Genomic DNA, 25,141 nt, shown 5'->3' on the forward strand with positions numbered 1-25,141 from the left:
AGCGCCTCCGCAGTGCCCGCCGTGTCGAGCGCCGCGTCCACGCCCTCGGGTGCCGCCTCCCGAACCCGGCCCTCGAGCCCCGGCCCGTAGCGGAGCGGCTCGGCGCCGAGTCGGCGGACGACGGCCTCGCCGCGCTCGCTCGTCGTACCGAGAACGCGCGCACCCCGCGAGCGCGCGAGCTGCACTGCGAGCGTGCCCACGGCTCCGCTCGCCCCGTGCACGAGCACTGTCTCACCGGAGGCGACCCGCGTCGCCTCGACGAGGTGCGCCGCGGTGGTGCCCGCGAGCAGCAGCCCTGCCGCCGCCTCCCAGCCGAGCCCGGACGGCTTGGGCAGCACAGCGCTCGCAGGTGCGACGAGTTCGGCCGCGTAGCCGCCGGAGACCCGGAACGCGACCACCTCGTCGCCCACCCGCAGCGGGCCGAGCGGCCCCTCCGCTCCCTCGCCCACCGCCGTCACGACTCCCGAGACCTCGCTGCCCGGACGCACCGGCAGCCTGCCCCGGCCGAACACTCCGCGGAGCGTCTTCGCGTCAGCCGGATTCACGCCCGCCGCCCGCACCGCGATCCGCACCCGCCCGGCCCCCGGCTCCCCCGGATCGACCTCGACGGCGCGCAGCGCCTCCGGCCCGTCGAACCCCTCGGCCTGCATCGCCACGACCATGTGCCCCGCCTCCCGTTCCCGGCGCCGACGCGCCCGAGCGCGACGCTAGCAGGCACGGGTCACGGCTGTGGGCAGCGCCGCTCGATGGCGCAGTCCCGTTGCCGCTTGATGTCGTCATCCGGTGACGAGGATGCTGGCGGCGGCTTCGATGACGTCGTCGGTGATGGTCTCGAGCTGGTTGATCTTCAGCACGCGCTGGATCTGCGGGAAGAGCCGTTCGAGGAGGCGGAAGTTACCGCGGGTGATGCGTTGGATCGCGGCGATGGCTTGGGCGTCGGTGAAGTCGTCGGGGTTCAGGGTGTGGCCGAGGCGTTTCCAGTGGCGGTCGAGGACGAAGAGGAGCTCGTCTTGGCCGAGGGTGCGGTAGCGGCGGGCGAAGCCGAGGCGGCTGTAGAGCTGGGGGTAGTGGCGGAATCGCTGGTCGATGCCGGGCATGCCAATGAGGATGATCGCGAGGTGCTCGCGGTCGCGCCGATCGCCCAGGAGCTCGAGCGCGGTGGGTGTGAGGCGTTCGGCTTCGTCGATGATCAGCAGCTCGACCCACCGGCGTGAATCGCCACCGGTGCCGGTGATCTTCCCGATCGTGCGCTGGTGGTCCTCGATCCTGATGCTGTGGAGTTGCCCGTTCAGCGGCGGCCTTCTGTGATCGCTCCGTGGCGCGTCGGGACCGATGGTCCGCGCCCTTTAGCCCTTCTCCGCGCCTTCGGTGGTGTTCATGATCCGCTTCTGGAAGACGAAGAACAGGACTGCGACCGGGATCGACATCAGCACGGCGGCAGCTAGCTGGAGTGGGTACTGGTTCCCGGCACCCAGCTGCCCCGAGACAAGGGAGGCAACGCCTGTGGTGAGCGTATTGAGGTCCGGACTCTGCCGCGAGACGACGAAGTGCGAAAACTCGTTCCACGACCCCTGGAAGGAGAGGATCAGCAGCGTGATGACCGCCGGTCGGGCCATGGGCAGCACGATCGACCAGAAGGTGCGGAAGATGCCGGCACCATCGATGCGCGCCGCTTCCTCGATGGAGGCGGGGATCGAGTCGAAGAACTGCTTCATGATGAAGATCCCGGCGGCGTCCGCGAGGAGCGGGATGATCATCCCGGCGTAGCTGTCGTAGAGGCCTAGCTGCTTGAGGATCAGGAAGCGCGGGATTAGCAGCACCACGGCGGGCACGCTCATCACGCCGATGAAGCCGGCGAAGAGCAGGTTCCGGCCGCGGAAGCGCAGACGCGAGAGCGCGTATCCGGCGAGGGAGTCGAAGAACACCCGGCCGAAGGTGACGCAGAGGGTGATGATCGTCGAGTTGAGCGCCCACCGCGGAAGCGGGACGTCGGTGAACAGCCGCTCGTACGCGGCGAAAGACCACGTGGCGGGCAGCAGCGAGAGCGGGTTCCCGGTGGCGTCGGCGTCGGTCTTCATCGAGGACGCGATCGAGATGAGGAACGGGTAGATGTAGACCAGCGCGAGCAGGATCAACATCAGGTAGCCGGCGGCGACGGAGGCCCGGGTGCGGGCCGAGAGGACGCGCTTGCGGTGCGGGAGCGGCGCCGGCTCGGGCTCGGGTGCCGTGCGGGGTGCGGTGTCGATCAGGGTGCTCATCGCACACCTCCGGTGGTGAGGGTCGTCGCGGCATCGGCGCGGGCTGCTCGGCGGGAGCGCCGGCCCTTCGACTCGCCCTTCTCGCGGAGGAGCGCGCGCTGGAGCAGTGTGAGGACCACGATGATGAAGAAGAGGATGAAGGCGATGGCCGCACCCTGGCCCCACTGGAGTCCGCGGAACGAGGACTCGTAGGCGAGGTAGGCGGGCGTGAGGAGCGTCTTGCCGGGGGCGCCTCCTCCCGTGAGGTAGATCTGGTCGAACACCTGCCAGGTGCCGATCAGGCCAAGCGTGAGCACGGTGAACAGCGTGGGTCTGAGCATCGGGAGGGTGACGGAGAAGAACTTCCGGAAGACCCCCGCTCCGTCCATCAGCGCGGCCTCCTCGATCTCGCCTCCGACGTTCTGCAGTGCGGCGAGGAAGAGGAGCATGAAGGTGCCGGAGGTAGTGAAGATCGCCATGACGATCAGCACGCACATCGCCACCGAGGGGCCGGAGACCCAGTCCCACCAGGTGAGCCCGAGGGGAGCGGCGCCGGTGAGCCATCCCGGGGCGGAGTCGACTCCGACGAGTCCGAGGAGGTTGTGGAGGATCCCGGAGGAGTCGGCCATCCAGGTGGGGCCGGAGGCCCCAAACCAACCGAGGACCGCGTTGACGACGCCGGAGGCGCTGAAAAGGAACAGGAAGATCACCGTGATCGCGATCGAGGAGGTGACGGAGGGGAAGTAGAAGGCGGTGCGGAAGAAGCCGCGGCCGCGCAAGATCCGTCGGTTGACCTGCACGGCCAGGAACAGGGCCAGCGCGGTTTGCAGGGGGACGACGAGGAGGACGTAGTAGAGGTTGTTGCGGATGGCGGTGCCGAAGTCCTTCTGCGCCAGGCCCGGCTCGGTGAGGACAGCCTGGTAATTATCGGAGCCCACGAACTGAGCGGTGCCACCGATGGGTGAGCCGAGACCGTTCCAGTTGCTCAGGCTCACCCAGAGGGCGAGCACGATCGGGAGGACGAGGAAGACGCCGACGAGGAGGATCGCGGGGAGGGTGAACAGCCAGCCGTAGCGGGCCTCAGAGCCGCGGATCCCGGGGCCGGGGGCACCGGTTCCGGAGGTTCCGCGGCCGGTGCGGCGAGGGGTGCTCGGTGCGGGGCGACCCGCTGCGGCTGGACTGCTCATGGGGTGTCTCCTGGCTTACTTCGCGTTGGCGGTGTCGAGAGCGTCCTGGAGGTTGGTCTGGAAGGTCTCCAGGATCGCCTCGGGGTCGGCGGTGGCGATGCCTTCGAGCGACGCGTTGAAGTCGGTGATCACGGTCGCTGCGCCGGCGAAGGCGACGGGGCTGACGGCGTAGTCGTTGCCCGCGACGAAGGCGGCGTTCTCGGGGTACTTCGTCGCGTACTCAGCGGCGCCGGTCTCGGTCGAGGGGATGACGCCGAATGCGTCGGAGAATGCGAGCTGCTGCTCATCGCTGGTGAGGTAGGAGACGAGGGACTCGGCGGACTCGGCGGTGTCGCTGCCGGCGGGGATGCCCCAGCAGTTGCTGAAGGTGAAGGTCGACTTGCCACCCGGGCCGGCGGGCAGCTCAGCGATGGTGTACTTCACGTCCGGGTAGTCGGCCTTCAGGGCGCCGTTGATCCACGGACCCTCGATGACCATCGCGGCGGCGCCCTTGCCGAACGCCTCGCCCGACCAGCCGGAGTCGATGTCGGCGGGGAACCTCAGCACGCCGTCGGAGAGCAGCTTCTGGACCTCTTGCAGGCCGGCGACGTTCTCGGGGGTGTTCGCGGTGGCGGTGGTGCCGTCCTCGGAGATGAGGGAGCCGCCGGCCTGGTTCATGAAGGTGCCGATGCGCGCGTACTCGGGTCCGAAGGAGAGGCCGGCGACGGTGTCGGTGGTGAGCTTCTGCGCCGCGGACTCGAGGGAGTCCCAGTCGGTGGGGATGTCGGCGTCGGTCAGCCCGGCGGCCGCCCAGAGATCGGTGTTGATGACGAGCCCCAGCGTCGAGAAGTCCTTGGGCTCGCAGTAAAACTGATCGTCGTAGCTGAAGGCGTCCTTGAGGGCCGGGTAGAACGCGTCGGCGTTCTCGGCGTCCTGAGCGTAGGGCTCGAGGTAGCGGTTGCTCGCGTACGTCTGGAACTGGTCCCAGCTCATGTAGAAGAGGTCCGGCGGGTTGTCGCCGGAGAATCCCTGGCCGAGCTGCTGCGTGAGGTCGCTGGCGATGACGGTGTCGACCGTCGTGCCGTTCTCCGTCGCCCAGGCGTCGTTGGCGGCCGTGACCGCCGCGCCCTCGGCGTCGCTCGAGGAGGCGATGAGGACGGTGAGGCCGTCAGAGGAGCCGCTGGCACCGTCGCTGGAGGAGTCGGAGGAGCAGGCCGTCAGGGTGACGAGCATGCCTGTGGCGACGAGTGCGGCACTCCAACGTGCCGTACGGGTGATGTTCATGGCTGACCTTTCATCGATGGGGAGGGGCCGGTAGTAGACCGGGGTGTCAGGGGGAAGGAAGAGTGGTGGGAGTGGCCGAGCCGGGTTCGATGTGCAGCGGGGACCGTGTGATGAGCTGAGGGGCGATCAGACGGTGCGCTTCCCCGGCGGTGAGGTCGTGAGGGATCACGGTCGCGCCGGACGGTCCCAGGAGCAGTTCGAGGGCACCTGCGGCGACTTCGTCCATGTTCTGCTCGACGCTGGACAGGCCCAGGGCAGCGGCGACCGGGGTGTTGTCGAAGCCGGTGATCGCGACGTCGGCGCGGCCGAGTGCAGTGGCGGCCATGAAAGCGCCCAGCGCGGCGGAATCGGAGACGCACACGATGCCCTGGAGGTCGGGGTGCACGGCCAGAAGCTCCGACGTCGCTCGGCGTGCATCGTTGATGTCGATGGTTGCTGTCACCGACAGCGCCTCAAGAGCGTCGGAGTCCAGGTCGGAGTGCTCCGTCATGCTCGCCCACCATCCGGTGCGGCGGTCATCGCCGGTGCCCTGATCGCTCGGCCAGCCGAGGAAGGCGATCCGCTGCAGACCCTCGCCGAGCAGCTGATCGGTCGCGGCACGGACACCGGCGGCGCCGTCGACATCCACCCACAGGTGCTGCGGGCTGTTGACATCGTCCGCTCCCCAGGGTCGGCCGAAGGCGACGAAGGGAACAGCGTTCTCGATCAGCCAACGACTTCTCTCGTCGCCGGCGTAGGTGGCGGTCAGGATGATCGCGTCGACGTCGGCGCCGTCCCGCAGCCGCGCGAGCTCCGCGATCTCCTCTGCCGGCGATGCCGCCGTGTACAGAAGGACGCGAAGGCCGCGCTGTGCGGCGAGTTCCGTGACCGCGTGCAGGAAGCGATCCAAGAGAGTCCCCGAGATGCCGTCGAGGACGGGCTCCAAGCGCACTCCGATCGTGCCCGAGCGCCGAGTGCGCAGGCGACGAGCCGACGCGTCCGGACGGTAGCCGAGTTCCTGGATCGCTCCGATGACGCGCTCTCGTGTAGCGGGCCGGACGATGTCCGGGGAGTTGAGAACGTTGGAGACCGTCTGTCGAGACACGCCGGCAAGAGCTGCGACGTCGGAGACGGTGGGAAGACCGGCCACGAGAGCCTCCTCGAGTTCCAGAGTGGAGCCGAGAAGAATTCGCTCGGCGATGAACGCTTGATTAGAACGATCAAGCCAAGTGGTGGACGGGGCACTTTGGTGAAGTGATCCGATCCACCTTTGCGGTTTGGATCGATCAAATGTTATGTTACCTGTCGAGCGGCGGGTGTCAACTGTCGCGGTCGAGACAGTTCTCGCCACCCCCGTCATCCATCTGCACGGCTCGCCGCGCCCACGATTCACTGAGGAGTCGACTGTGAACGACACCGTTTCCGTCTTGATGACCGATCCCGCCGACGTCTCGCGGGGAGAGACGCTGCAGCCTCTGCTGCACGCGGAGTCGATGCTGCTGTGCGCGCCGGTGCAGATCTGGTCGAGTGCCGACGGGCAGGTGGGCAGCGCTCCCATTCACGGCCTCTACAGCGGAGACACTCGCATCGTGTCCTCGCTGGAAGCGACGGTCGGCGGCCGCAGCGGAGAACACGTCGCCGCGTTCCGCGACTCCGCGTCGACCGAGACCTACGTGTCGCTGCTGCGCCACCTCGACGACGAGGTCGCGGATCCCCGAATGCGGCTTGTGCGCCGCCGAGACGTCGATGGGACCTCGCTGCGCGAGACCTTCACGGTGGAGTCCGCGCGCGGTGAAGCTGTCGACACGATCGTGGAAGTGCGTCTGCGCGCGGACTTCTCTGTCATGCACATCGTCAAGGCCGGCCTCGTCGAGGACATCGATATCGAGGCGGTACGCGGGACCGGATCCGTCACCTGGCGTACGGCAAGTACCGACGCGCGCGTGGACGCGATCGGAGCGGACATGAGCATCGACGGAGCCGAGCTGGTTCTGACGTGGCCGATCACCATTCCCGCACATGACTCGATCCGGCTCGACTGGGGCATCACTGTCGAGGACCGCGAGTCCGTCGTCGCAGCGGCTCCCGGAACACCCCAGTGGCAGGACGTCTCGGTCACCAGCGGCGACTTCCGCCTCGCGCGATGGGTGCACACGGCACTCGAGGACCTGACCGGCCTGCGCATGGTCACCACAGCGCGCCCCGACGACGTCTTCCTCGCTGCTGGGGCACCGTGGTTCTTCACCCTTTTCGGGCGCGACTCCCTCTGGGCCGCGCGCATGCTCCTTCCCCTCGGCACCGACCTCGCAGCCTCCACACTGCGGGTCCTCGCTGGGCTTCAAGGCACCGAGACCGACGCGGAGACCGCCGAGCAGCCCGGCAAGATCATGCACGAGCTGCGCCCCCAGGTGCTCACCATCCCCGGCGAGGACGTCTCGCTACCGCCGCTCTACTACGGCACCGTCGACGCGACTCCGCTGTGGATCACGCTCCTGCACGAAGCGTGGAAGTGGGGCCTGCCCGACGCAGAAGTCGAAGCACTCCTGCCCCACCTCGACGCCGCACTCGCGTGGCTCCGCGATCATGCCGACAGCGATGGCGACGGGTTCCTCGAGTACATCGACACCACCGGCCATGGCCTCGCGAACCAAGGGTGGAAGGACTCCGGCGACTCGATCCAGTGGCAGGACGGGACTCTCGCCGAAGGCCCGATCGCCCTCTGTGAGGTGCAGGCGTACGCGTACGAGGCGGCCCTCGCCGCCGCCGAGCTCCTTGAGCACTTCGGACGCCCCGGTAGCGAGTGGACCGACTACGCAGCCGCCATGAAGGCGCGCTTCGCGGACGCGTTCTGGATCGAGGACGGCAACGGCGGGTATCCCGCGATCGCGCTCGACGCACACAAGCGTCCCGTCAACACCGTCACCAGCAACATTGGCCACCTTCTCGGCACCGGCATCCTCACCACCGAGCAGAGCGCGCGCGTCGCACAGCTGCTCGTCTCGTCAGAGATGAACTCCGGCTTCGGGCTCCGTACGCTCTCCACCGACGCGACGGATATTGGCCACTCTCTTACCACGGCGGCTCCGTCTGGACTCACGACACCGCGATCGCCATCACCGGCCTCGCCCGTGAAGGGTTCGACGGAGAGGCTGCCACCCTCGCGCAGGGGCTTCTCGCTGCCGCCGAAAGCTTCGACTACCGAGTCCCCGAGCTGCACTCCGGAGACTCCGCGTACTCCTTCAAGGCAGCAGTGCCCTACCCGGCCGCCTGCCGACCGCAAGCGTGGTCAGCCGCGGCATCTGTCGCCGTACTCGCCGTCGCAGCCGGCCTCACCCCCGTCGGCCTGCCTGCCAGAGCCAACCCCGGCATCGCGGGAACGATCTCGTTGAACTAGTCCTGGTCCGACCTGTGCCGCCGAGCGCAGCCTTCGAATGCGCGATGCTTCATAGTTCCGTCCATCTCAGGAATCTGTGCCTTTCTGGGGCAGTGGTCCGTGTCGGCGGGGATCCCGGCGGGGGTGACCTGCCAGGTGGCGAGGAGGCGGATCGCGTCCTCGTGCGGGGTCCCGGGAGCGGGCTCGTAGACGAGCAACGTCTGGCCCTCATCGGGGCCCAGGGTCCATGACCGCATACTTCAACCGCAGGCCGCCGACGACAAATTCGGCTGGACTGGCCGGGGGTCAAAGCGTCTGGCCAGAAACCCAGACCGGTTCAGAAATGAGTTGTGAACCGGTCCGGACGTCCGGAAGCGTGGGGCGGTGATTCCGCGGGAGGATTCAGGGGCGGACGAGCACCTTGAGTGCCTCACGGTCAGCCATCGCCTGGTAGCCGGCGGGCACGCCATCGAGGTCGACGGTACGGTCGAAGACCTTGCCAGGCTCGATTCTGCCGTCGAGGACGAGGGGCAGCAACTCGTCGATGTAGGCACGGGCAGGCGCGACGCCACCGGTCAGGGTGACGTTGGCCATGAAGGGCCCGAAGCCGAAGGGGACATCCTCGAACTGTGGTGCGCCGACGCGGCTGATGACGCCGCCGGCGCGGACGATCGCGAACGCGGTCTCGAGGGCGGGCTTCAGCCCGACCGCCTCCAGGACGACATGGACGCCGTCACCGCCGGTGAGATCCCTCACAGCGGCGATGGCGTCGTCGCCGCGCTCGGCGACGACGTCGGTGGCGCCGAACTCGCGGCCGAGATCGGTGCGGGACTGGTGGCGGCCGAGGAGGATGATCCGCTCGACGCCGAGCAACTTCGCCGACAGGACGGCGGAGAGGCCCACGGCCCCGTCACCGATCACGGCGACGGTCTTGCCTGCACTGACGCCACCCATCTTGGCGGCGTGGTAGCCGGTCGACATCACGTCGGACAGGCTCAGCAGCGACGGGACGAATGTCTCGTCGAAGCCGGCGGGGACGGTGACGAGGGTGCCGGTGGCCTGGGGCACGCGGACCTTCTCGCCCTGGCCGCCGTCGACGCCGTCGGAGCCCCAGTGGGCGCCGTGACGGCAGGAGGTCTGCAGGCCTTCCTGGCAGAAGTCGCAGGTGCCGTCGGAAGCGACGAACGGGGCGATGACGAAGTCGCCAACGGCGACGCCGGTGACGTCCGCGCCGATCTCCTCGACGACGCCCACGAACTCGTGTCCCATGCGGGCGGGCTCGCCGTCGTGCTCCTTGGAGGCGTAGGGCCACAGGTCGCTGCCGCAGATGCAGCCGGCGACGATCTTCACGATCGCGTCGGTGGGTTCGAGGATCTTGGGGTCGGGGACGGTTTCGATGCGCACGTCTCCGGCGCCGTACATGAGTGCTGCTCGCATGACTTCTCCTTCAGGTGATGGAACGGGGAGGCGTCCGGTTCTCGGAGTCGTGGACTTCGGGAGCGGAGCGTCTGTGGGGCTTGCTTCGGTTGTGAGGCTTCAGGCCTCGGGGATGTCGCGGCTGTAGGCCTCGAGGGTCACGGCTTCTGGTGCCGGACCGCCGCGTGTGCCGGTGTCGAGGTCGTTGATGGCGGAGAGCTGCTCGGTGGTGAGTTCGAAGTCGAAGACGTCGAAGTTCTCGGCGATGCGGGTCGGCTTGGTCGATTTGGGGATGACCGACCGGCCTGCCTGGATGCCCCAGCGGAGCATGACCTGCGCCGGGGACTTGCTGTGCGCCTCCGCGATCCGGAGGATGGTGGAGTCTTCGAGCGCGCTCTTGTCTGAGTCGCGGTAGTGGGTGATGCCGCCGATCGGTGACCATGCCTGCGTCAGGATGCCGTGTTCGGTGCCGTATGCCTGTAGCTCCTTCTGCTGGAAGTACGGGTGCAGCTCGATCTGGTTGACGGCCGGCACGATGCTGGTCTGCTCCAGCAGCGCGGTGAGGTGCTCGGGCATGAAGTTGCTGACCCCGATCGACCGCACCCGGCCGTCTGCGAGGAGGCTCTCGAGGGCCTTGTAGGCCTCGATGGTGAGGTCGAACCGACTCGGCAGGGCCTGATGCAGGATGAGCAGATCGATGTGGTCGAGACCGAGCTTGGCCGCGCTCTTCTCAAAGGCGTGCAGGGTGGCATCGAAGCCGTAGTCACTGATCCACACCTTCGTTTCGACGAAGACGTCAGCACGGTCGACACCGGAGGAGCGGATGCCTTCGCCGACTTCCTTCTCGTTGCCGTAGGCGGCGGCGGTGTCGATGTGGCGGTATCCGCTCTGGAGCGCTGAAGTGACGGCGGCGGTGGTCTCAGCGGGGGGAGTCTGGAAGACACCCAGGCCGATGGCCGGAAGCTCGACGCCGTTGTTGAGAGTGAGGAGGGGGGATGCGGTCATGAGGACTCTTCTTTCTCCGAGTGTGAGACGGGAGTGCTTAGCTCTTCAGCGCTGCGGCGGATTGCGTGGCCTTCTTTGCGGTGAGGGCTAGGACGATGCACGGTACGGCGGCGGCGGCGGCGAGGATCAGGCCGATTCCCGGTACCCCCTGCTCGGCGAAGCTTGAGGCGAGGGCGACGCCTCCGAGGCCGGAGCCGATCGCGATGCCGACGTTAAAGAACGAGTTGCTCAGGGCGATGGGGAGCACTCCGTCGGGACCTGCGGTGCGCAGGGCTTCGGAGACGAGGATGGGGGTTCCGGCGAAGCCGAAGAGGCCCATCAAGGTGAAGAACACGGTGGCGATGGCGGGGTTTCCGCCCCCGACCAGGAGCACGGCCATCGTCACGATCAGGCCACTCACCGTGACACCGATGACGGTGTACGGGTGTCGGTCACCGAACCGGCCGCCGAGGGTGGTGCCGGCGAGGGCTCCGATTCCGTAAGCGATCATGATGATGGGGACGATTGCTTGGGCGATGCCGGCGCGCTCAGTGAGTTGCGGGGCGATGTAGCTGTAGACGCCGATGAAGGATGCCTGAATGAGGGCGGTCGCTGCGTAGATGGTCCACAGGCGGGCGCTGCGGAGTCGGCGGAACTCGGCGCGGAGGTTCGCTCCGGGTTCGGCGTTCTCAGCTCTCGGAAGTACCTTCCAGAGCAGAACGGCGCAGCCTGCAGCGAGGATGGCGAGTACCCAGAAGGGACCCTGCCAGCCGAGCACCTGGCCGGCGGCCGTGCCGATGGGGACGCCGAGAACGGTCGCGAGAGTGACACCGCCGACCATGATTCCCATGGCCTTCGCTCCGGCCTCGGGTCCGGCCGCAGCGGCTGCGACGACTGCGCCGATCGCCCAGAACGTGCCGGTAGCGATGGCGGCGACGAAGCGGGCAACGAGCACGACCGCGAACACGTCCGTGGAGGCCGCGACGACGTGCGCGACGGCGAACAGCAGCAGGGCCGCGATGAGCGTCGCCTTCCGGGGAAGGCGGAGGGTCGCAACGGCCATGACGGGTGTTCCGATCACCATTCCGAGCGCGAAGACGGTGATGAGGAGACCGGCTTGAGCGATCGAGACGTCTAGCGATGCGGCGACCTGAGGTAGCAAGCCGGCAACGATCAACTCGGTGGTGCCCATCACGAAGGCGACGACGCCGAGCATCCAGACGACCATGGGCAGGCGCTGCCGCTCTGGGGTGTGGACGCCATTCTGGTCTGCCGCGACGGGCGGCAGCTTTTGGGTAGTGGGCATGACGAAGTGAGTCCTTTCGAGGACGAAGAAAGAAGCTGGTTAGAGCCGAAGCTGGGTGTCAGTGGCCGCGGTAACGGTCGTCAGTGATTTGTCGTAGCCAGCAGGGGCTGTTCGAGGGCGCGCTGGCGCACACCGAGCCCGGTGAGTGACCTGATCACGCTGTTGTTGAGAGTGATCGTCTTAGTCGGGTGGTGTTGCTTGTCAGCGGCGGACGTCTTGGAGGGTTCGGCGAAGGAGTTGGTGCACTTCATCCGAGGTCAGGGCCCTGACCGGGAGTGATGAGAGAGTTTCCTTCGGTTTGAGGCCGTCGAGGAAGATCGTGAGGTAACGGCGGTACAGCTCGGCCGCTGGTGAATCAGAGTCGGGGCCGTGTTGTCGGGTGGTCGCTGCGATCGAGACAAGTCCGATCTGGACGAACACCAGATCGGTGCCTGTGACGTCAGGGCGAACGACCCCATGTTCGATCGCCCGGTCCATCAGAGCATCCACGAGGGGAGCAAGACGGTCGCGCTGTGTGTCGAGCTGAGCTGGGGTCCGCTCTTGTGCAGCCATGATCTGACCGAGCGCGCGGTCACGCACCTGGATCTCCAACGCCGATTCGAGGTAGTCCACGACGCTCTGCCACGGATCAGGATTCGCCAACGACGTGCGAAGGATCTCTTCGATGTCGTCGACCTGCTGGACCATCACCGCTTCGAGCAGTTCTTGCTTGTTGGCGAACCGGCGGTAGGCCGTCCCCACACCGACTCCGGCATGGCGGGCGACATCGTGAAGCGTGGCGCCGGTTCCATGCTCGGCGAACACCTCCCGAGCTGCTGCGAGCAACCTCATTCGGTTGTCCTCAGCATCTCGCCGGAGGCCCGGTGTGTCGTCCATGGCTTCAAAGTAGCACAAGCGGACACCGAGTGTCCACTTGGGTGGTGCCTCGTATGAAGATGTCGTTCGTCGGCATGGCGGCGTTGGCGCAGGTGGAGCTCGAGATGACGCGGGAGTCGATCACCGGTTCGGTGTCGAAGCATCGCGCGGCAGGGATGGATTCGTCGGCCTGAGTCGGGCCTCCACCAGCAGCTGGGTCGAACATGCAGCCCGACCGATGGGTATCGGCGAGCCGGCCGCGCACGTCGCGCGACATGCCCGTGACGAGGGCGACGCTCTACCTCCGCCGTCGGGACGTTCAGAGCCTCAAGGCGGCGGCCGCGCACAACGCGTGTTCCCCCGCCTAGCCAAAGTCCGCGTTCGCGGTTCCCACATGTGTAGAAGGGTCTGAGTCGTAGCCCCCACTGCAACACAGCGCCTCTCGGCTCAGCGGGTAAGGAGGCATGGCGTCATGATGCGGTGTCGGAACGGCGTCATCTAGCGCCGCTGTTCACGGGTCACGGCCTCCCGGCGCGCGTTCACCGTGCATCCGCTGCACCTCGCACGGGCACGGCCCGAGAACGCCCGTTCCCGCACCACCTACCATGGAGGGATGTCCCCGAGCATCCTCGACGAGAGCCCTCCCCGCGAGGCGATCCTCGCGGCTGCCGACCGCCTCTACTACGAGCGTGGCATCCAGTCGGTCGGCATGGACGAGCTGCGGACCGCGGCAGGAGTCTCGCTCAAGCGTCTCTACGCCGAGTTCCCGAGCAAGGAGGCGGTGATCGTCGCGGTCCTGCACGGCCGCCACGAGCAGTGGACCATCGGAGTCAGCGCGCGGGTCGCCGCCGCCGACGGGCCGCGTGGCAAGCTGCTCGCCATCTACGATTTCCTCTTCGACTGGTTCTCGGAGGACTCGTTCCGCGGCTGCGGCTTCATCAACGCCTTCGGGGAGCTCGGCTCGTCGCACCCCGCCGTCGCCCTGCTGGCCCGTGAGCACAAGGACTCGTTCCAGCGCTTCCTGGCCCACCTCGCGGGGGAGGCAGGAGGCGGCGCCGAACTCGCCGCGCAGCTCGCGATCCTGGCGGAGGGCGCCCAGACCACCGCGGCCATCGCCGGCAGCCCGGAGGCGGCTCTGCACGCGCGTCGCGCGGCCGAGGTCCTCATCGACGCCGAGACGCGCGCCTTCGCCGCCTGAACGGGCCCGGTCGCCGCACCCGGACGCGGTGACCGCAGCCTCCCCCTACCGCGCTCATACCTCGCCGCCCCCGGGCGGCCCGACCACCAGCAGAGCCACGAAGACGACCGCGACCGCCGCGAGCACGAGCGCGGCAGCGAGCACCGGTCGCCCGAGCGCCCAGCGAGGAGGCGGCTCGTCGGGCGCCCGTCGCGCGGGTCGGCGGTGGCCTCGCGCCGCCACCCGCCCTCGAGCAGCCCGTTCCGCTCGAACCCCCGCTCGAGCGGAACGGTCGCGTACGGCACGACAGCGCTGACGACCGCGAGCGCGGTCGCACCTGCCGACCAGCGCTGGTTGACCGCGAGGACCAGAGCGGCGGCACCGTAGGCGAGGAACGCAAACCCGTGGATCGGCCCGGCGACGCTGACCGGCCAGTCGCCGACTCCGACCACGTACTTGAGCAGCATGCCCACGATGAGGAGCGTCCATGTCACCGCCTCCACGATCGACAGCAGGCGGAAGAGGCGTCGCGGGGTCATGGGATCGGCTCCGGTCGGGGCCGCGGCGGCGCGGCGCGGTGTCGTTCGAGGGTTGCCAGGAGCCTACGGGAGGCGTGTGAGGAGGAGCCTGGGCGTCGGAGGGTCGTCGGAGGCGCGTCAGCGCGAAGCAGACGAGCAGCGGGTCGCGCGCGAGCGCACGAGCACGTTCTCGGGCTTCACATCGCGCTACAGCAGGCCGTGGGCGTGCAGGTGTACGAACCGCTGCACACCCGGGCGACCGCACGCGGCTCCGCGCCAGAGAGCACGTTCCCGGGCTTCACCTCGCGGTGCAGGATGCTGTGGGCGTGCAGGTGCGCGAGCGCGTCGGCTCCTCCCGACCTGCCGGCTCGTCTCACTGGCGGGCCTCCTTCGTGGCGGAGCGGAAGCGCCGCGGACACGCGTCGACGCCGAGCGTGGCTTCGCTAGATCATCGTGCTATACGTCTGTCTAGACTGTTCCGCATGGATGAGGCGACGCCGACGCGACACGGGGCTGCCCCGCACTCGGGCGAGGCGTCCGAGCCGGGAGCCGTCGAGGTCCTCGCTGCGATGCGCTCGTTCCGCACGGCCGAGGCGGCGATGCGCCGCCGGACCCGAGGCTCCATGGGCATGGGCGAGAACGATCTGCTGGCCGTCCAGTTCTTGATGCGCCGCCAGCAGAAGGGCAGGCATGTCAGCCCGAAGGATCTGGCGGCGTATCTCGGCATCTCCTCCGCCTCGACGACAGTGCTCATCGACCGGCTCGCGAAGAGCGGCCACGTCGTGCGCGAGCCGCACCCGAGCGACCGCCGCGCCATCCGCATCGTCGCGACCCCCACCTCCCACCGCGAGGTCCGCGAGACCCTCGACGAGATGCACCGCCGGATGCTCGAGGCCGCCGAGGCTCTGAGCCCGGCCGAGACGGGCGTCGTCGTGCGTTTCCTCGAGACGTTGCGCGGAATCGTCGAGCGTCCGGCCGACGCCGATCCGCTCCTCGTCCCCGCGGTGTCGCAGGACGAGTTCGCGTCAGCGGACGACGCGCCCGAGCAGCGCCGCGCTTGAGTCGCTCCCGTCGCTCCCACCCTGAGCGTCCACTCAGAGCAGTTCGGCCGCACGGAGTCCGAGGCTGAGAACGGGCGTGATCTCGAGGCCTCGTCCGAGGCTGATGGACAGAAAACGCAGTCCCAGACCTCAGTAGCTAGCTCAACTAGTGGCCAGTCTTTCTAGCGATATAGGGTCGGCTCCGTCAGCCACTCGCTCGTCAGATCGGAGAAGACCATGGGCACCATCCTGTACGGCACGCCTCCTGCCGCCATCGAGGTCGAGGACCGCGCCCTCGCCCATCTCCAGATCGTCGTCATCAACAAGTTCCGCCGCGACGAGCGCTTCCTTCTCACGCTCGATGCCAGCCCCCAGGCCGGGACCGGGCGCCGTGGCATCTGGATGCACCCCACCATCCCGATCCAGTTCGAGTTCAAGGGCAGCCGCCAGCCCACGATCAACCCCGAGTGGGTCGAAGCGCTGATGGAGCGGGCGAACAGCGGTGCGGGCCTGCGCATCGTGGCCGAACCGACCACGACCGCCGCCGTCCCACTCCGCCGAGCGGAGCCCGCGGCCTGACGTCCCCCGACCGAGTAGGCACTCGATCGGCCTCTGCCGCAGCAGCACGACCCGACCCGCCTCCCACCTGGGAGGCGGGTTCTGTCGTTTCCGAACGTTCTCAGACGCCGATAAGCGCGTTCGCAAGTGGTTGACATTCCGTGCGATCGTCAGGAAGACAGCTCTACACTGCCAGTGCGGCGCGAGGTCGTTTCGGCGGGCTCGACCTCTGCGTCGCGTGCATGACCGGACGCCGGTCGCTCGGGCCCCCCTCCTGAGCGATCGGCGGACGGCCGCGCGGAGCACCCGCGCCCTCGCGAGGTCCGCCAGCTCCAGGAGTCGGCGTCATGACCAGCGGCACGAGAATCCCCACGACCGTCGCCGTGCCCGTCCGGCCCGGCGACGTCTTCTACGCCGTCGTCGGACACGAACCCGAACAGTGGCGCGTCGTCGCCGTGCTCGGCATCCGCGTCCTCGCAGAGAGGATCGCCAGCGGCGACCGTCGCAGCTTCACGCTCCGCTTCGTCCGGCACCAGCTGTCCCCGGAGGCCCTGATGCCGGTGCAGCAGGAGGGCCCGGCTGTGGCGTAGCGCGGCTACGGGATCAAACGCTCCTGCCGGTAGCGGTCGAAGAGCGCCGTGAACGAGTCGACGGTGCGGTGGTAGGTCGTGAATCCGGCCAGCCGCGACTTGCCGATGTCGGTGACGACCTCGATCCGGCGCCCGAGATCGGCATCGGTGTGCCACCAGGAGGCGACCCTCGCGAGGTCCGGCTCGGCGAGGTCGTGCTCACGGACCAGACGATCCCACGTCTCGCCCGCCCCGGCCATCTGCTGCTCGAGCGGCTGCGGCTCCTCCCCCGGACCCACCGGCTCGACACCGAAGTACTCCGCGATCCGCGACCACATCCAGCGCCAGCGGAACACGTCGCCGTTGACGACGTTGAACGCCTCGTCGCGCCCGGCCTCCGACGTCGAGGCCCAGACCATCTGCTCGGCCAGGACCGTCGCATCGGTCATGTCGGTCAGGCCGTTCCACTGCGTGCGCGACCCGGGGAACACGAACGGGGTGCCCTGCGCGCGGTGGATCGAGGCGGCGACCGCAAGGGTGAGCCCCATGTTCATCGCATTGCCCACTGCGTACCCGATCACCGTGTGGGAGCGGTGGACCGACCAGCCGAAGCCCGCGCGCTCGGCCGCCGCGAACAGCTCGTCCTCCTGCGCGTAGTAGAAGTTCGGAGCATCGAGGCGCTCCTCCTCCTCGTGGAACGGAGTGTCGGGCATCGCGCCCTGACCGTAGGCCTCGAACGGACCGAGGTAGTGCTTCAGCCCGGTCACCAGGGCCACGTGCTCGACCGGAGCGTGCGCAAGGGCGGCGAGCAGGTCGCGCACCATGCCGCCGTTCACGGCGATGTTCTCCTCCTCCGTCGCCTGCCGCGACCAGGCGGTGAAGAAGACGTGCGTCGGGCGCTGGTCGGCGAGGACCCGCGCGAGGTCGTCGGCCGAGAGGAGGTCGGCGGCGAGCGGAGTGACACCGGGTCGCTCGGCGAGAGGACGCCGCGACAGAGCGCTGACCGCCCAGCCCCGCTCGGTGAGCAGGTCGACGAGGGCGGACCCGCCGATGCCGGTCGCTCCGACGACGAGGGCACGGCGGGAGTCGGACGGGTGGACGTGTGCGGAAGAAGCCATCCCCAGAGCCAACGCTGCTCGGGGCGGAGCATTCCCGCGTCCGGCCGCGCGGCGGAGGCTCCTCGATGTCACGGAGGGACACAGACCGCGCGAGGCCGGGGCGTCGCGAATACCGTCGTGGCGTGCGGCCCGGCCGGGCGCAGCGCGAGAGGAGCCGATCATGACCGTGACCCGAGCAGAGCCCGCTGTCGAAGCGGCTCCCGAGTACGAGGAGCTGGCGGCGAGGTTCCGCCCGCTGTTCGCCGAGATCGCCGCCGGCTCTGCCGGGCGGGAGCGCAACCGCGAACTGCCGGTCGAGCAGATCCGGGCGCTGGCCGCTGCGGGGTTCGGCGCGGTGCGCGTGCCGGTGGAAGCGGGCGGCGCCGGGGCGACCCTCCCGCAGCTCTTCCGGCTGCTGACCGAGCTGGCCGCCGCCGACTCCAACATTCCGCAGGCGCTGCGCGGACACTTCGCGCTGGTCGAGGACCGGCTGCTGGCGACCGACGGGACCCGCGAGCGCTGGCTCCGCCGCTTCGCCGACGGACAGCTCGGCGGGAACGCGTGGACCGAGATCGGCACGGTCGCGATCGGCGAGGTGCAGACGAAGCTGGTCCCGGTCGACGGCGACCCGACTCGCTTCACGGTCACGGGAGCCAAGTACTACTCGACGGGCAGCATCTTCGCCGACTGGATCGACACCTTCGCGCAGCGCACCGACACCGGTCAGACGGTCATCGCGATCGTCGACGCACACCAGGGCGGGGTCGAGCACGCCGACGACTGGGACGGATTCGGGCAGCGCACGACCGGCTCGGGCACCACCACCTTCACGGAGGCGGTCGTCGCCGCGGAGGACGTCATCGACTTCGCCACGCGGTTCCGCTACCAGACCGCTTTCTACCAGGCCGTGCTGCTCGCGGTCCTCGCCGGATCGATCGCGGGGGCCGAGCGTGAGATCGCCGCGGAGGTACGGGATCGCAGGCGGATCTTCTCGCACGGCAACGCCGACTCCTTCGCGGCGGATCCGCAGATTCTGCAAGTGGTGGGGCAGGTCTCGGCGGCGGCGTACGCGGGGTCGGCGATCGTCGAGCGGGCGGCGCAGGCGCTGCAGCGCGCGCACGACGCGGCCCTCGGCGACGACTCCGCGGAGGACGAGCGCCTGAACGACCTGGCAGAGCTGGAGTCGGCGCAGGCGCAGATCGTGCTGACACAGCTCGCGACCCGCGCAACCTCCGACATCTTCGACGCGCTGGGCGCCTCCGGAGTCAGCACCCGCAAGAACCTCGACCGGCACTGGCGCAACGCCCGCACGGCCGCGAGCCACAACCCCTGGGTGTTCAAGGCGCGGATCGTGGGCGACCACGCCGTCACCGGCGCGGTGCCGCCACGGGTCTGGTCGATCGGCGCCGGACCGAGCACGGCCTCCTCCCACTGACTGACGGCCACCTGGCGAGAGGACACGGAACGGGGCCCGCTCGGCCGCCCGCTGCCCTCACGCGCCGCTCCCGGCCGGGGAGAGCGCGGGACGTCACGACAGAAGAGGGAGGAGGCGGGCAGGAGGCGGCGCACGGGGTAGCGTCGTCGGGTGCGATTTCCGTGGCGGTCCCGAGACCGCGAGACGCTGCCGCGCGACGTCCTCGTGCTGGGAGTCGTCGCGTTCTTCGTGATGCTGGGCTTCGGCGTCGTCGTGCCGGTGCTGCCCACCTACGTCCGCAGCTTCGGAGTCGACTACACGGCGGTCGGCGCGGTGGTGTCGGCGTTCGCGCTGATGCGGCTGATCGCGAATCCTTTCGTCGGGCCGGTGGTCGACCGGTTCGGCGAGCGGCTGGTGCTCGCGACCGGCATCGGCATCGTCGCGCTCTCGAGCGCGCTGGTCGGGCTCGCCGCCGACTACCCGCAACTGCTCGTGCTGCGCGGGGCGGGCGGAGTCGGTTCCGCGATGTTCTCGGTCGCGGCGATGACGCTCCTCCTGCGCACGGCCAGCCCGGAGCGGAGGGGCCGCTCGATCGGCTTCTACCAGGGCGGGTTCCTGCTCGGCGGCATGGCCGGGCCTGCGGTGGGCGGCGTGCTGACGGCGATCTCGCTGACCGCGCCCTTCTTCTTCTACGCGGGCACGCTCGCGATCGCCGGGCTCGTCGGTCTCGTGCTGCTGCGGCGTCCCGAGCGCGACGCCGTACCCGCAGTCCGCGGTGCCGTGCGCCCGCTGCGCGAGGTCGCCCGTGACCGCCGCTACCAGAGCGCCGTGCTCGCCAACTTCGCTCTCGGCTGGTCGGCGATGGGCGTCCGGGCGACACTCGTTCCCGTGCTCGTCGTCGAGGGGTTGGGCGGGGAGCCCGCCTGGACGGGCATCGCGTTCGCGATCGCCGCGGTCGTGCAGACGATTGCCCTCGCTCCGGCCGGCCGCTTCGTGGACACGGTGGGGCGGCGGCCGGCGCTGATCGGCGGCTTCGCGGTCGCGGCGGTGGCGATGCTCGCGATGCCGTTCGTCTCGGAGCTGTGGCTGCTCGTCGTGCTGCTCTGCGTCTACGGAGCGGCGGCCGCCTTCATGGGCACGGCGCCCGGCGCACTGGTCGGCGATGCGGCGGGCGAGCGCGGCGGCAAGCCGGTATCGGTGTTCCAGGCCGCGTCCGACCTCGGCGGCGTGATCGGGCCACTGCTCGCGGGCGCACTCGCCGACGCCGCCTCGCCTGCGGCGGCGTTCGCCTCCGCCTTCGTGCTGCTGGGCGCGAGCGCGCTGCTCGGTCTGCGGATCCCGCGGGCGCGCGAGGTGTGAGGGGTGGCCGGGACGTCGGCGGACGTGAGAGGGCGACTTCTGCCAGCCTCCCTCGGTCAGCACGCGCGTTCGTCCTGGACGCTCATGACGCTTCTCGGCCGACAGCGGGAGAAGCGATGTCGAGGCGGACCGCTCCCGTCCACCGACCGTTCACCTCCTGTCAGGATGCGGCGGAGGCCCCGGCGCTGCCAGGCTGGGCGGATGACTCCGCAGCCCTCCCGCCTCCGACCCTTCGGCCCGTCGGGTGCCAGCGTCACCCGGCTCACCCTCGGCACCTCGTGGCGGCCCGAGCGCGTCGCCGACCTCGACCGGGTGCCGGCGCTCGAGCGCGTCCTCGACTCCGACCCCGGCTCCCGCCCCGTCTCGGTGATCGACACCTCGAACGAGTACACGCAGGGTCACAGCGAGCGCCTGATCGGCGAGGCGCTCGAAGCGCGCGGCGGAGTCCCCGAGGGCATCACCGTCGTCACCAAGCTCGACCGCGACCCGACGACCGGCAGCTACTCGGCGGAGCGGATGCGGCGCAGCCTCGACGAGAGTCGCGAGCGGCTCGGGATGGACGTCCTCCCGCTGCTCTACCTGCACGACCCCGAGCGGATCTCGTACGACGAGGCCTTCGCCGAGGACGGCCCCGTCCGCGCGCTCGTGGCGATGAAGGAGGCGGGCGTCGCGCTCTCGATCGGCATCTCGGGCGGGCCGGCACCGATGCTGCGCCACTACGTCGACACGGGGCTGTTCGACGCCGTGATCACCCACAACCGCTTCACCCTGGTCGACCGCTCGTCCGAGGAGCTGATCGACGCCTCCGTCGACCGCGGCGTGATCGTGGTCAACGCGGCGGTCTACGGCGGAGGCGCGCTCGCGCGCTGGCCCGAGCCGGTCGCCTCCTACGCGTACCAGCCCGCGCCCCGCGAGATCGTCGACGCCGTCGCCGCGATGGGAGCGGCCTGCGACCGGGCGGGCGTCTCGCTCGCCGCCGCCGCGCTGCAGTTCTCGACCCGCGACCCGCGCGTGACGACGACGGTCGTCGGCGCCACCTCCTCCGAGCACTACGACTCGTTCGTGGCCGACGACGCGCTCGAGATCCCCGATGCGCTGTTCGAGGAGCTGGAGTCGCTCGCTCCGCCGAGCACCGTCTGGCAGGACGCGCCCGGATCGACCTGGCCACGCTGACCCGGGCATACCCGGGCCCCGGGCCCGGTTGCAGCACGTGCCCCCCCTCCGCGAGATGCCACGTGCGTACGCCTTCCCCGGCGCGTCGCGTACCTAAGTGGCATCTCGCAGCGGCGCGGGTGCACTGGGGGCAGCAGGACAGGAGAGACCATGACTGATAGCGCACTGTTCCAGGCGCTGACGCTCCGCTCGAGGACGGCACGCAACCGCCTGTGGGCGGCTCCGATGTGCCAGTACTCGGTGGAGGCGCAGGACGGCGTGCCCACGCCCTGGCACCTCGTACACCTCGGCTCCCTCGCGCGCGGCGGAGTCGGTGTCGTCATCGCGGAGGCCACCGCGGTCGTCCCGGAGGGGCGGATCAGCCCGTGGGACACCGGACTCTGGAACGACGAGCAGCGCGACGCGTGGGCGCCGGTCGTCGACTTCGTGCACGGGCAGGGCGCACTCGCGGGAGTGCAGCTCGCTCACGCCGGCCGCAAGGCCTCGACCTACCGCGAATGGAGCGGACGCGGCTCCGTGCCGCCGGAGGACGGCGGCTGGCCGACCGTCGCCCCGTCGGCCGTGGCCTTCGAGGGCTACGCCGAGCCGCGGGAGCTCGCCGCAGAGGATCTGCCCGGCCTCGTCGAGGCTTTCCGCTCCTCCGCCCGCCGCGCCGTGGACGCGGGCTTCGACGTGATCGAGCTGCACGCCGCGCACGGGTATCTGCTGCACCAGTTCCTCTCGCCGCTCTCGAACCGGCGCGACGACTCCTACGGCGGCCCGCTCGAGAACCGGGCGCGCCTGCTGCTCGAGGTCGTCCGCGCGATCCGCGCCGAGATCGGCGACCTCGTGCTGCTCGTGCGCTTCTCGGCGACGGACTGGGCCGAGGGCGGCTGGACGCTGGAGGAGACGATCACCGTCTCGGAGTGGGCGCGCGCCGAGGGCGTCGACCTCTTCGACGTGTCCACCGGCGGCCTCGTGCACGCGAGCATCCCGGTGGCCCCGCTCTACCAGGTGCCGTTCGCCCGCGACCTGCGGAGGGCGACGGGTGCGCTGGTCGGAGCCGTGGGACTGATCACCACGGCGGAGCAAGCGGAGGGCGTGGTCGCGAACGGCGACGCCGATGTGGTGCTGCTGGCGCGCGAGCTGCTGCGCGACCCGAACGCTCCGGTGCGGATGGCGCGCGAACTCGGCGCGCCGCTCCCGGTGCCGCCGCAGTACACCCGCGCCTGGGGCTGAGCCTCCACAGCGAGAGACCACTTGTGCGCAGGCCTCACGGCGTCTCGCGCGCACAAGTGGCATCTCGCTGAGGCAGAGCGGTCAGCTCTCGGAGGGCTCCTCGGGAGCGTCCTCCTCGGGGTTGAAGTGGGAGTCGCCCGAGACGCCCACCGCCAGCCCATCCTCGGAGTCGGGGATGGTGGCGTCGCCGCCGAGGCCGCCGGGCTTCTTCGCGCCCTCCGAGTCGGAGTCGGCGGGGATGCTGTCCGTCATGAGCTCAGGCCTCGACGTCGCCGCGCCAGGAGCCGTCCGGGGTGCCCTGCTTCTCGATGTACTCCTTGAAGTTGTCCAGGTCCTTTTTCACCGCGTGGCTGCCGGCTCCGACGAGCGAGCCGAGCGTCTCGAGGAAGCCCTTGGGCTCCCAGTCGAGCTGCACGGTGACGCGGGTCTCGGAGGCGGACAGCTTGTGGAAGGTGACGACACCGGCGTGGTCGGTCTCGCCTCCGGTGCTGTTCCAGGCGACGCGCTCGTCGGGGTGCTGCTCGGTGATGTTGGCCTCGAACTCGCGCTCGACCGGGCCGACCTTCACCTTCCACACGGTGAGGGTGTCGGTGACCTGCTGGATCGACTCGACCTCGTCGAGGAAGCGCGGGAACTCCTCGAACTGGGTCCACTGGTTGTAGGCGACGGACACGGGGACGTTGACGTCGACGGTCTCGATGATCTGCGGCACGGTGGTGCTCCTTGCTGTCTCACTCGGTGTGCGGCGTTCCGCTGCTGCGGTCGTCGTGCTCGACGTTAGGCGGGAGCCGCCTGGGAGCGCACCGGGTTGCGGCCTCCCCCAAAAGTGGTAGGCGCAGTGATGCTCGGGAGGCGCCGCGGGCCTGCCGCGTCCCGAGAGCAGGCCGCGTCCGGGCGGTCAGTGCTCCTGCGGGTCGCCGCCGAGCCGGCCGATCGCCGGGAGAGGCCCGCCGTCGGGCACGGGGCTCCTCGGCGGGGAAGAGAGGCGGGGGTCGAGGTTCAGGGTAGCGAGGGCCTGGCCCGTCGAGGGCGGCCGTCCTACGATCGGGCCATGGAGGGCACCGGTCGGCTCGACGAGGCGCAGTCCGCCGTGCGCCTGTACCAGTGGGCGGCGCGGATCCGCGGGTCGTTCGGCGATCTGCCCCTCTGGGCGGTGTCCGGCTGGAGCGGGCCGAGGCTGCTCGGAGAGTGGGTGTTCGCGGGCGGGCCGAGGGGCCTGTCGTTCCTCGCGGGTGCGGCCCTGCCGGGCGCGGCGCTGCCCTCGGTGCAGACGCGCACGACGCTCGGCGACCCGCGTCACGACGTGGCGCTGCTGTGCTGCCGGGAGGAGGCTCCGGTCTCGTTCATGCAGCCGGAGGCGCTACCCGCGCCGACCCGCATCGCCGAGATCCCGGTCGACGGCGCCCCGGAGCCGTTCGAGGTGTGGGAGGGCGCCGGTGCCGTGCGCGCCGCCGCCTCGGTGCGGGGGCACGTGCTCACCGTCGAGTGCCGCGGGGTCGACCTCGATGCGCTCGCGTTCGACGAGGTGGACGACATCGAGCCGTTCGTCGCCGGCTGGCTGGAACTCGTCGGAGTCTCCTCCCCCTGACGGTCGGAGTCGGCGCGGCGCCCGCGTCGTGGCGGCGCCCTGGGCGGAATCACAGCTCAACGCGCCGGTGAAAGGCGGGCACCTCTCACGAACAGGAGGGAACATGAGGCACATGCCAGCTCCCCTCGCGGGTCCCGACCGGTTCGCCGCGGTCGCTGCCGCGGTCGCCGATCCCGTGCGCCGCTACCTCTGGCGGCGCACCGACTCCGCCACCGCTGACGACGCGCTCACCGCGACGCTCTCGACGCTCCGGCGCCGCAGCGACGACCTGCCCGAGGACGACCCTGTCCCGTGGGCGACCGGCGTGGCCCGCCTCGAGTTGCAGAACGCTCGGCGGATGCAGCGTCGCCAGGTGATGCTGGCGCAGCGGATCGCCGTCGTCGATCCTCCGCAGGTGCAGATCGACGACGCCGAAGGCGCGTCCACTGCCGACGAGCGGACACGCCTCGTGCTCGCGCGCCTGCGGGACTCGGACGCCGAGCTGCTGCACCTCTGGGCATGGGAGGAATTCGACGTCCGCGGCATCGCGGTGGTCCTCGGCGTCCCGGCCGACACCGTCTCGATCCGCCTGCACCGTGCGCGGCGCAGCTTCGCAGAGCTCTATGACTCCCTCGATCCGCACCCGCCCGAAGCGACGGGCCAGATGACCGGAACCGACGACGAGGACGCCCGCCGCCTCCTGAGAGCCGTCGATCCTGCGCGCAGCCTCCCTCCGCTCAGCCGCGACGAGCTCGCGGAGCACATCGCGATCGCGACCGGCGCGCGCACGACGCGCCCCCGCCGCCGCTCCCCCTGGCTGATCGTCGGCGTCGGGGCGCTCAGCGCGGCAG

At 69.8% G+C, this 25,141-nt stretch carries 24 protein-coding genes and 2 pseudogenes; 11 read left to right on the top strand and 15 right to left on the bottom strand.

Translation table 11 applies throughout. The features are described 5' to 3' along the window. The 6 genes and pseudogenes from ACH61_RS05430 to ACH61_RS05455 all read right to left on the bottom strand — a co-directional run. Positions 1-662 (bottom strand): quinone oxidoreductase family protein (locus ACH61_RS05430; RefSeq protein ID WP_068209534.1); only part of this gene is annotated, 662 nt, incomplete at its 3' end. A 114-nt stretch (positions 663-776) separates the two neighbouring features. Further along, a pseudogene (locus ACH61_RS05435) lies at positions 777-1,271 on the bottom strand (AAA family ATPase); the annotation flags it as partial. Positions 1,272-1,346: 75 nt separating this feature from the next. Continuing rightward, positions 1,347-2,258: a carbohydrate ABC transporter permease gene (locus ACH61_RS05440; RefSeq protein WP_068209537.1), complete on the bottom strand. Its 912-nt coding sequence runs from the start codon at positions 2,256-2,258 to the stop codon at positions 1,347-1,349. Continuing rightward, a complete protein-coding gene (locus ACH61_RS05445; RefSeq protein WP_068209540.1) occupies positions 2,255-3,424 on the bottom strand; it encodes a carbohydrate ABC transporter permease in 1,170 nt (389 codons plus the stop codon). The genes ACH61_RS05440 and ACH61_RS05445 overlap by 4 nt, the downstream gene beginning before the upstream one ends. Before the next feature lie 15 nt (positions 3,425-3,439). After that, positions 3,440-4,687 carry a sugar ABC transporter substrate-binding protein gene (locus ACH61_RS05450; RefSeq protein WP_068209543.1) on the bottom strand — a complete coding sequence of 416 codons (1,248 nt, stop codon included), beginning with the start codon at positions 4,685-4,687 and terminating at the stop codon, positions 3,440-3,442. A gap of 46 nt (positions 4,688-4,733) precedes the next feature. Continuing rightward, the gene (locus ACH61_RS05455) at positions 4,734-5,816 is read right to left on the bottom strand and encodes a LacI family DNA-binding transcriptional regulator (RefSeq protein ID WP_068209546.1); all 1,083 of its coding nucleotides are present in this window, start codon (positions 5,814-5,816) and stop codon (positions 4,734-4,736) included. A 256-nt stretch (positions 5,817-6,072) separates the two neighbouring features. On the opposite strand from ACH61_RS05455, the gene ACH61_RS05460 reads away from it, so the two are divergent. Beyond that, positions 6,073-8,055 carry a glycogen debranching N-terminal domain-containing protein gene (locus tag ACH61_RS05460; RefSeq protein WP_068209549.1) on the top strand — a complete coding sequence of 661 codons (1,983 nt, stop codon included), beginning with the start codon at positions 6,073-6,075 and terminating at the stop codon, positions 8,053-8,055. Positions 8,056-8,441: 386 nt separating this feature from the next. Here ACH61_RS05460 and ACH61_RS05470 read toward each other — a convergent pair whose 3' ends face one another. The 4 genes from ACH61_RS05470 to ACH61_RS05485 all read right to left on the bottom strand — a co-directional run bounded on the left by ACH61_RS05470 (position 8,442) and on the right by ACH61_RS05485 (position 12,621). Beyond that, positions 8,442-9,476 carry a zinc-binding dehydrogenase gene (locus ACH61_RS05470; RefSeq protein WP_068209555.1) on the bottom strand — a complete coding sequence of 345 codons (1,035 nt, stop codon included), beginning with the start codon at positions 9,474-9,476 and terminating at the stop codon, positions 8,442-8,444. Positions 9,477-9,575: 99 nt separating this feature from the next. Next, complete coding sequence (locus ACH61_RS05475) at positions 9,576-10,460, bottom strand: aldo/keto reductase (RefSeq protein WP_068209558.1); 885 nt, start codon at positions 10,458-10,460, stop codon at positions 9,576-9,578. Between the two features lie 37 nt (positions 10,461-10,497). Next, positions 10,498-11,745, bottom strand: a complete 1,248-nt coding sequence (locus ACH61_RS05480) for an MFS transporter (RefSeq protein ID WP_082845045.1) — start codon at positions 11,743-11,745, stop codon at positions 10,498-10,500. Between the two features lie 201 nt (positions 11,746-11,946). Next, positions 11,947-12,621, bottom strand: a complete 675-nt coding sequence (locus tag ACH61_RS05485; RefSeq protein ID WP_068209564.1) for a TetR/AcrR family transcriptional regulator — start codon at positions 12,619-12,621, stop codon at positions 11,947-11,949. A gap of 592 nt (positions 12,622-13,213) precedes the next feature. Here ACH61_RS05485 and ACH61_RS05490 point away from each other — a divergent pair. Continuing rightward, the gene (locus ACH61_RS05490; RefSeq protein WP_068209567.1) at positions 13,214-13,798 is read left to right on the top strand and encodes a TetR/AcrR family transcriptional regulator; all 585 of its coding nucleotides are present in this window, start codon (positions 13,214-13,216) and stop codon (positions 13,796-13,798) included. A gap of 54 nt (positions 13,799-13,852) precedes the next feature. Here the strand turns inward: ACH61_RS05490 and ACH61_RS18990 are convergent, their stop codons facing one another. Both ACH61_RS18990 and ACH61_RS18995 read right to left on the bottom strand, forming a co-directional pair. Then, entirely contained in the window at positions 13,853-14,020 is a 168-nt protein-coding gene (locus ACH61_RS18990; RefSeq protein ID WP_330220133.1) for a hypothetical protein, read from the bottom strand. Between the two features lie 83 nt (positions 14,021-14,103). Continuing rightward, a pseudogene (locus ACH61_RS18995) lies at positions 14,104-14,316 on the bottom strand (DUF3817 domain-containing protein); the annotation flags it as partial. Positions 14,317-14,777: 461 nt separating this feature from the next. On the opposite strand from ACH61_RS18995, the gene ACH61_RS05495 reads away from it, so the two are divergent. From ACH61_RS05495 to ACH61_RS05505, 3 genes are all read left to right on the top strand, one after another. After that, complete coding sequence (locus tag ACH61_RS05495; protein ID WP_068209570.1) at positions 14,778-15,356, top strand: MarR family winged helix-turn-helix transcriptional regulator; 579 nt, start codon at positions 14,778-14,780, stop codon at positions 15,354-15,356. A 216-nt stretch (positions 15,357-15,572) separates the two neighbouring features. Further along, a complete protein-coding gene (locus ACH61_RS05500) occupies positions 15,573-15,914 on the top strand; it encodes a DUF7882 family protein (protein WP_068209573.1) in 342 nt (113 codons plus the stop codon). A 326-nt stretch (positions 15,915-16,240) separates the two neighbouring features. After that, entirely contained in the window at positions 16,241-16,483 is a 243-nt protein-coding gene (locus tag ACH61_RS05505) for a hypothetical protein (RefSeq protein ID WP_068209576.1), read from the top strand. 5 nt (positions 16,484-16,488) lie between these two features. On the opposite strand, the gene ACH61_RS05510 is transcribed toward ACH61_RS05505, so the two are convergent. Continuing rightward, complete coding sequence (locus tag ACH61_RS05510) at positions 16,489-17,580, bottom strand: SDR family oxidoreductase (protein WP_068209579.1); 1,092 nt, start codon at positions 17,578-17,580, stop codon at positions 16,489-16,491. A 160-nt stretch (positions 17,581-17,740) separates the two neighbouring features. On the opposite strand from ACH61_RS05510, the gene ACH61_RS05515 reads away from it, so the two are divergent. From ACH61_RS05515 to ACH61_RS05530, 4 genes are all read left to right on the top strand, one after another. Continuing rightward, a complete protein-coding gene (locus ACH61_RS05515) occupies positions 17,741-18,994 on the top strand; it encodes an acyl-CoA dehydrogenase family protein (protein WP_068209582.1) in 1,254 nt (417 codons plus the stop codon). 150 nt (positions 18,995-19,144) lie between these two features. Then, positions 19,145-20,332 (top strand): MFS transporter, encoded by a 1,188-nt coding sequence (locus ACH61_RS05520; RefSeq protein ID WP_068209585.1) that lies wholly within the window; start codon positions 19,145-19,147, stop codon positions 20,330-20,332. 201 nt (positions 20,333-20,533) lie between these two features. Next, positions 20,534-21,505, top strand: a complete 972-nt coding sequence (locus ACH61_RS05525; protein ID WP_068209588.1) for an aldo/keto reductase — start codon at positions 20,534-20,536, stop codon at positions 21,503-21,505. 150 nt (positions 21,506-21,655) lie between these two features. Then, entirely contained in the window at positions 21,656-22,723 is a 1,068-nt protein-coding gene (locus tag ACH61_RS05530) for an NADH:flavin oxidoreductase/NADH oxidase (RefSeq protein ID WP_068209591.1), read from the top strand. A gap of 81 nt (positions 22,724-22,804) precedes the next feature. Here ACH61_RS05530 and ACH61_RS17815 read toward each other — a convergent pair whose 3' ends face one another. Continuing rightward, the gene (locus ACH61_RS17815; RefSeq protein ID WP_166971883.1) at positions 22,805-22,975 is read right to left on the bottom strand and encodes a hypothetical protein; all 171 of its coding nucleotides are present in this window, start codon (positions 22,973-22,975) and stop codon (positions 22,805-22,807) included. Between the two features lie 4 nt (positions 22,976-22,979). After that, positions 22,980-23,435, bottom strand: coding sequence for an SRPBCC family protein (locus ACH61_RS05535; RefSeq protein ID WP_068209594.1), 456 nt, complete (start codon positions 23,433-23,435; stop codon positions 22,980-22,982). Between the two features lie 339 nt (positions 23,436-23,774). On the opposite strand from ACH61_RS05535, the gene ACH61_RS05540 reads away from it, so the two are divergent. Further along, on the top strand, positions 23,775-24,311 hold the full coding sequence (locus ACH61_RS05540; RefSeq protein ID WP_068209597.1) for a hypothetical protein: 537 nt from the start codon (positions 23,775-23,777) through the stop codon (positions 24,309-24,311). Positions 24,312-24,423: 112 nt separating this feature from the next. Next, positions 24,424-25,141, top strand: a 718-nt coding sequence (locus tag ACH61_RS05545; protein WP_068209600.1) for an RNA polymerase sigma factor, incomplete at its 3' end; no start/stop codon positions are given.

The sequence above is a fragment of the Rathayibacter tanaceti genome (assembly GCF_001634385.1).
Lineage (GTDB): Bacteria > Actinomycetota > Actinomycetes > Actinomycetales > Microbacteriaceae > Rathayibacter > Rathayibacter tanaceti.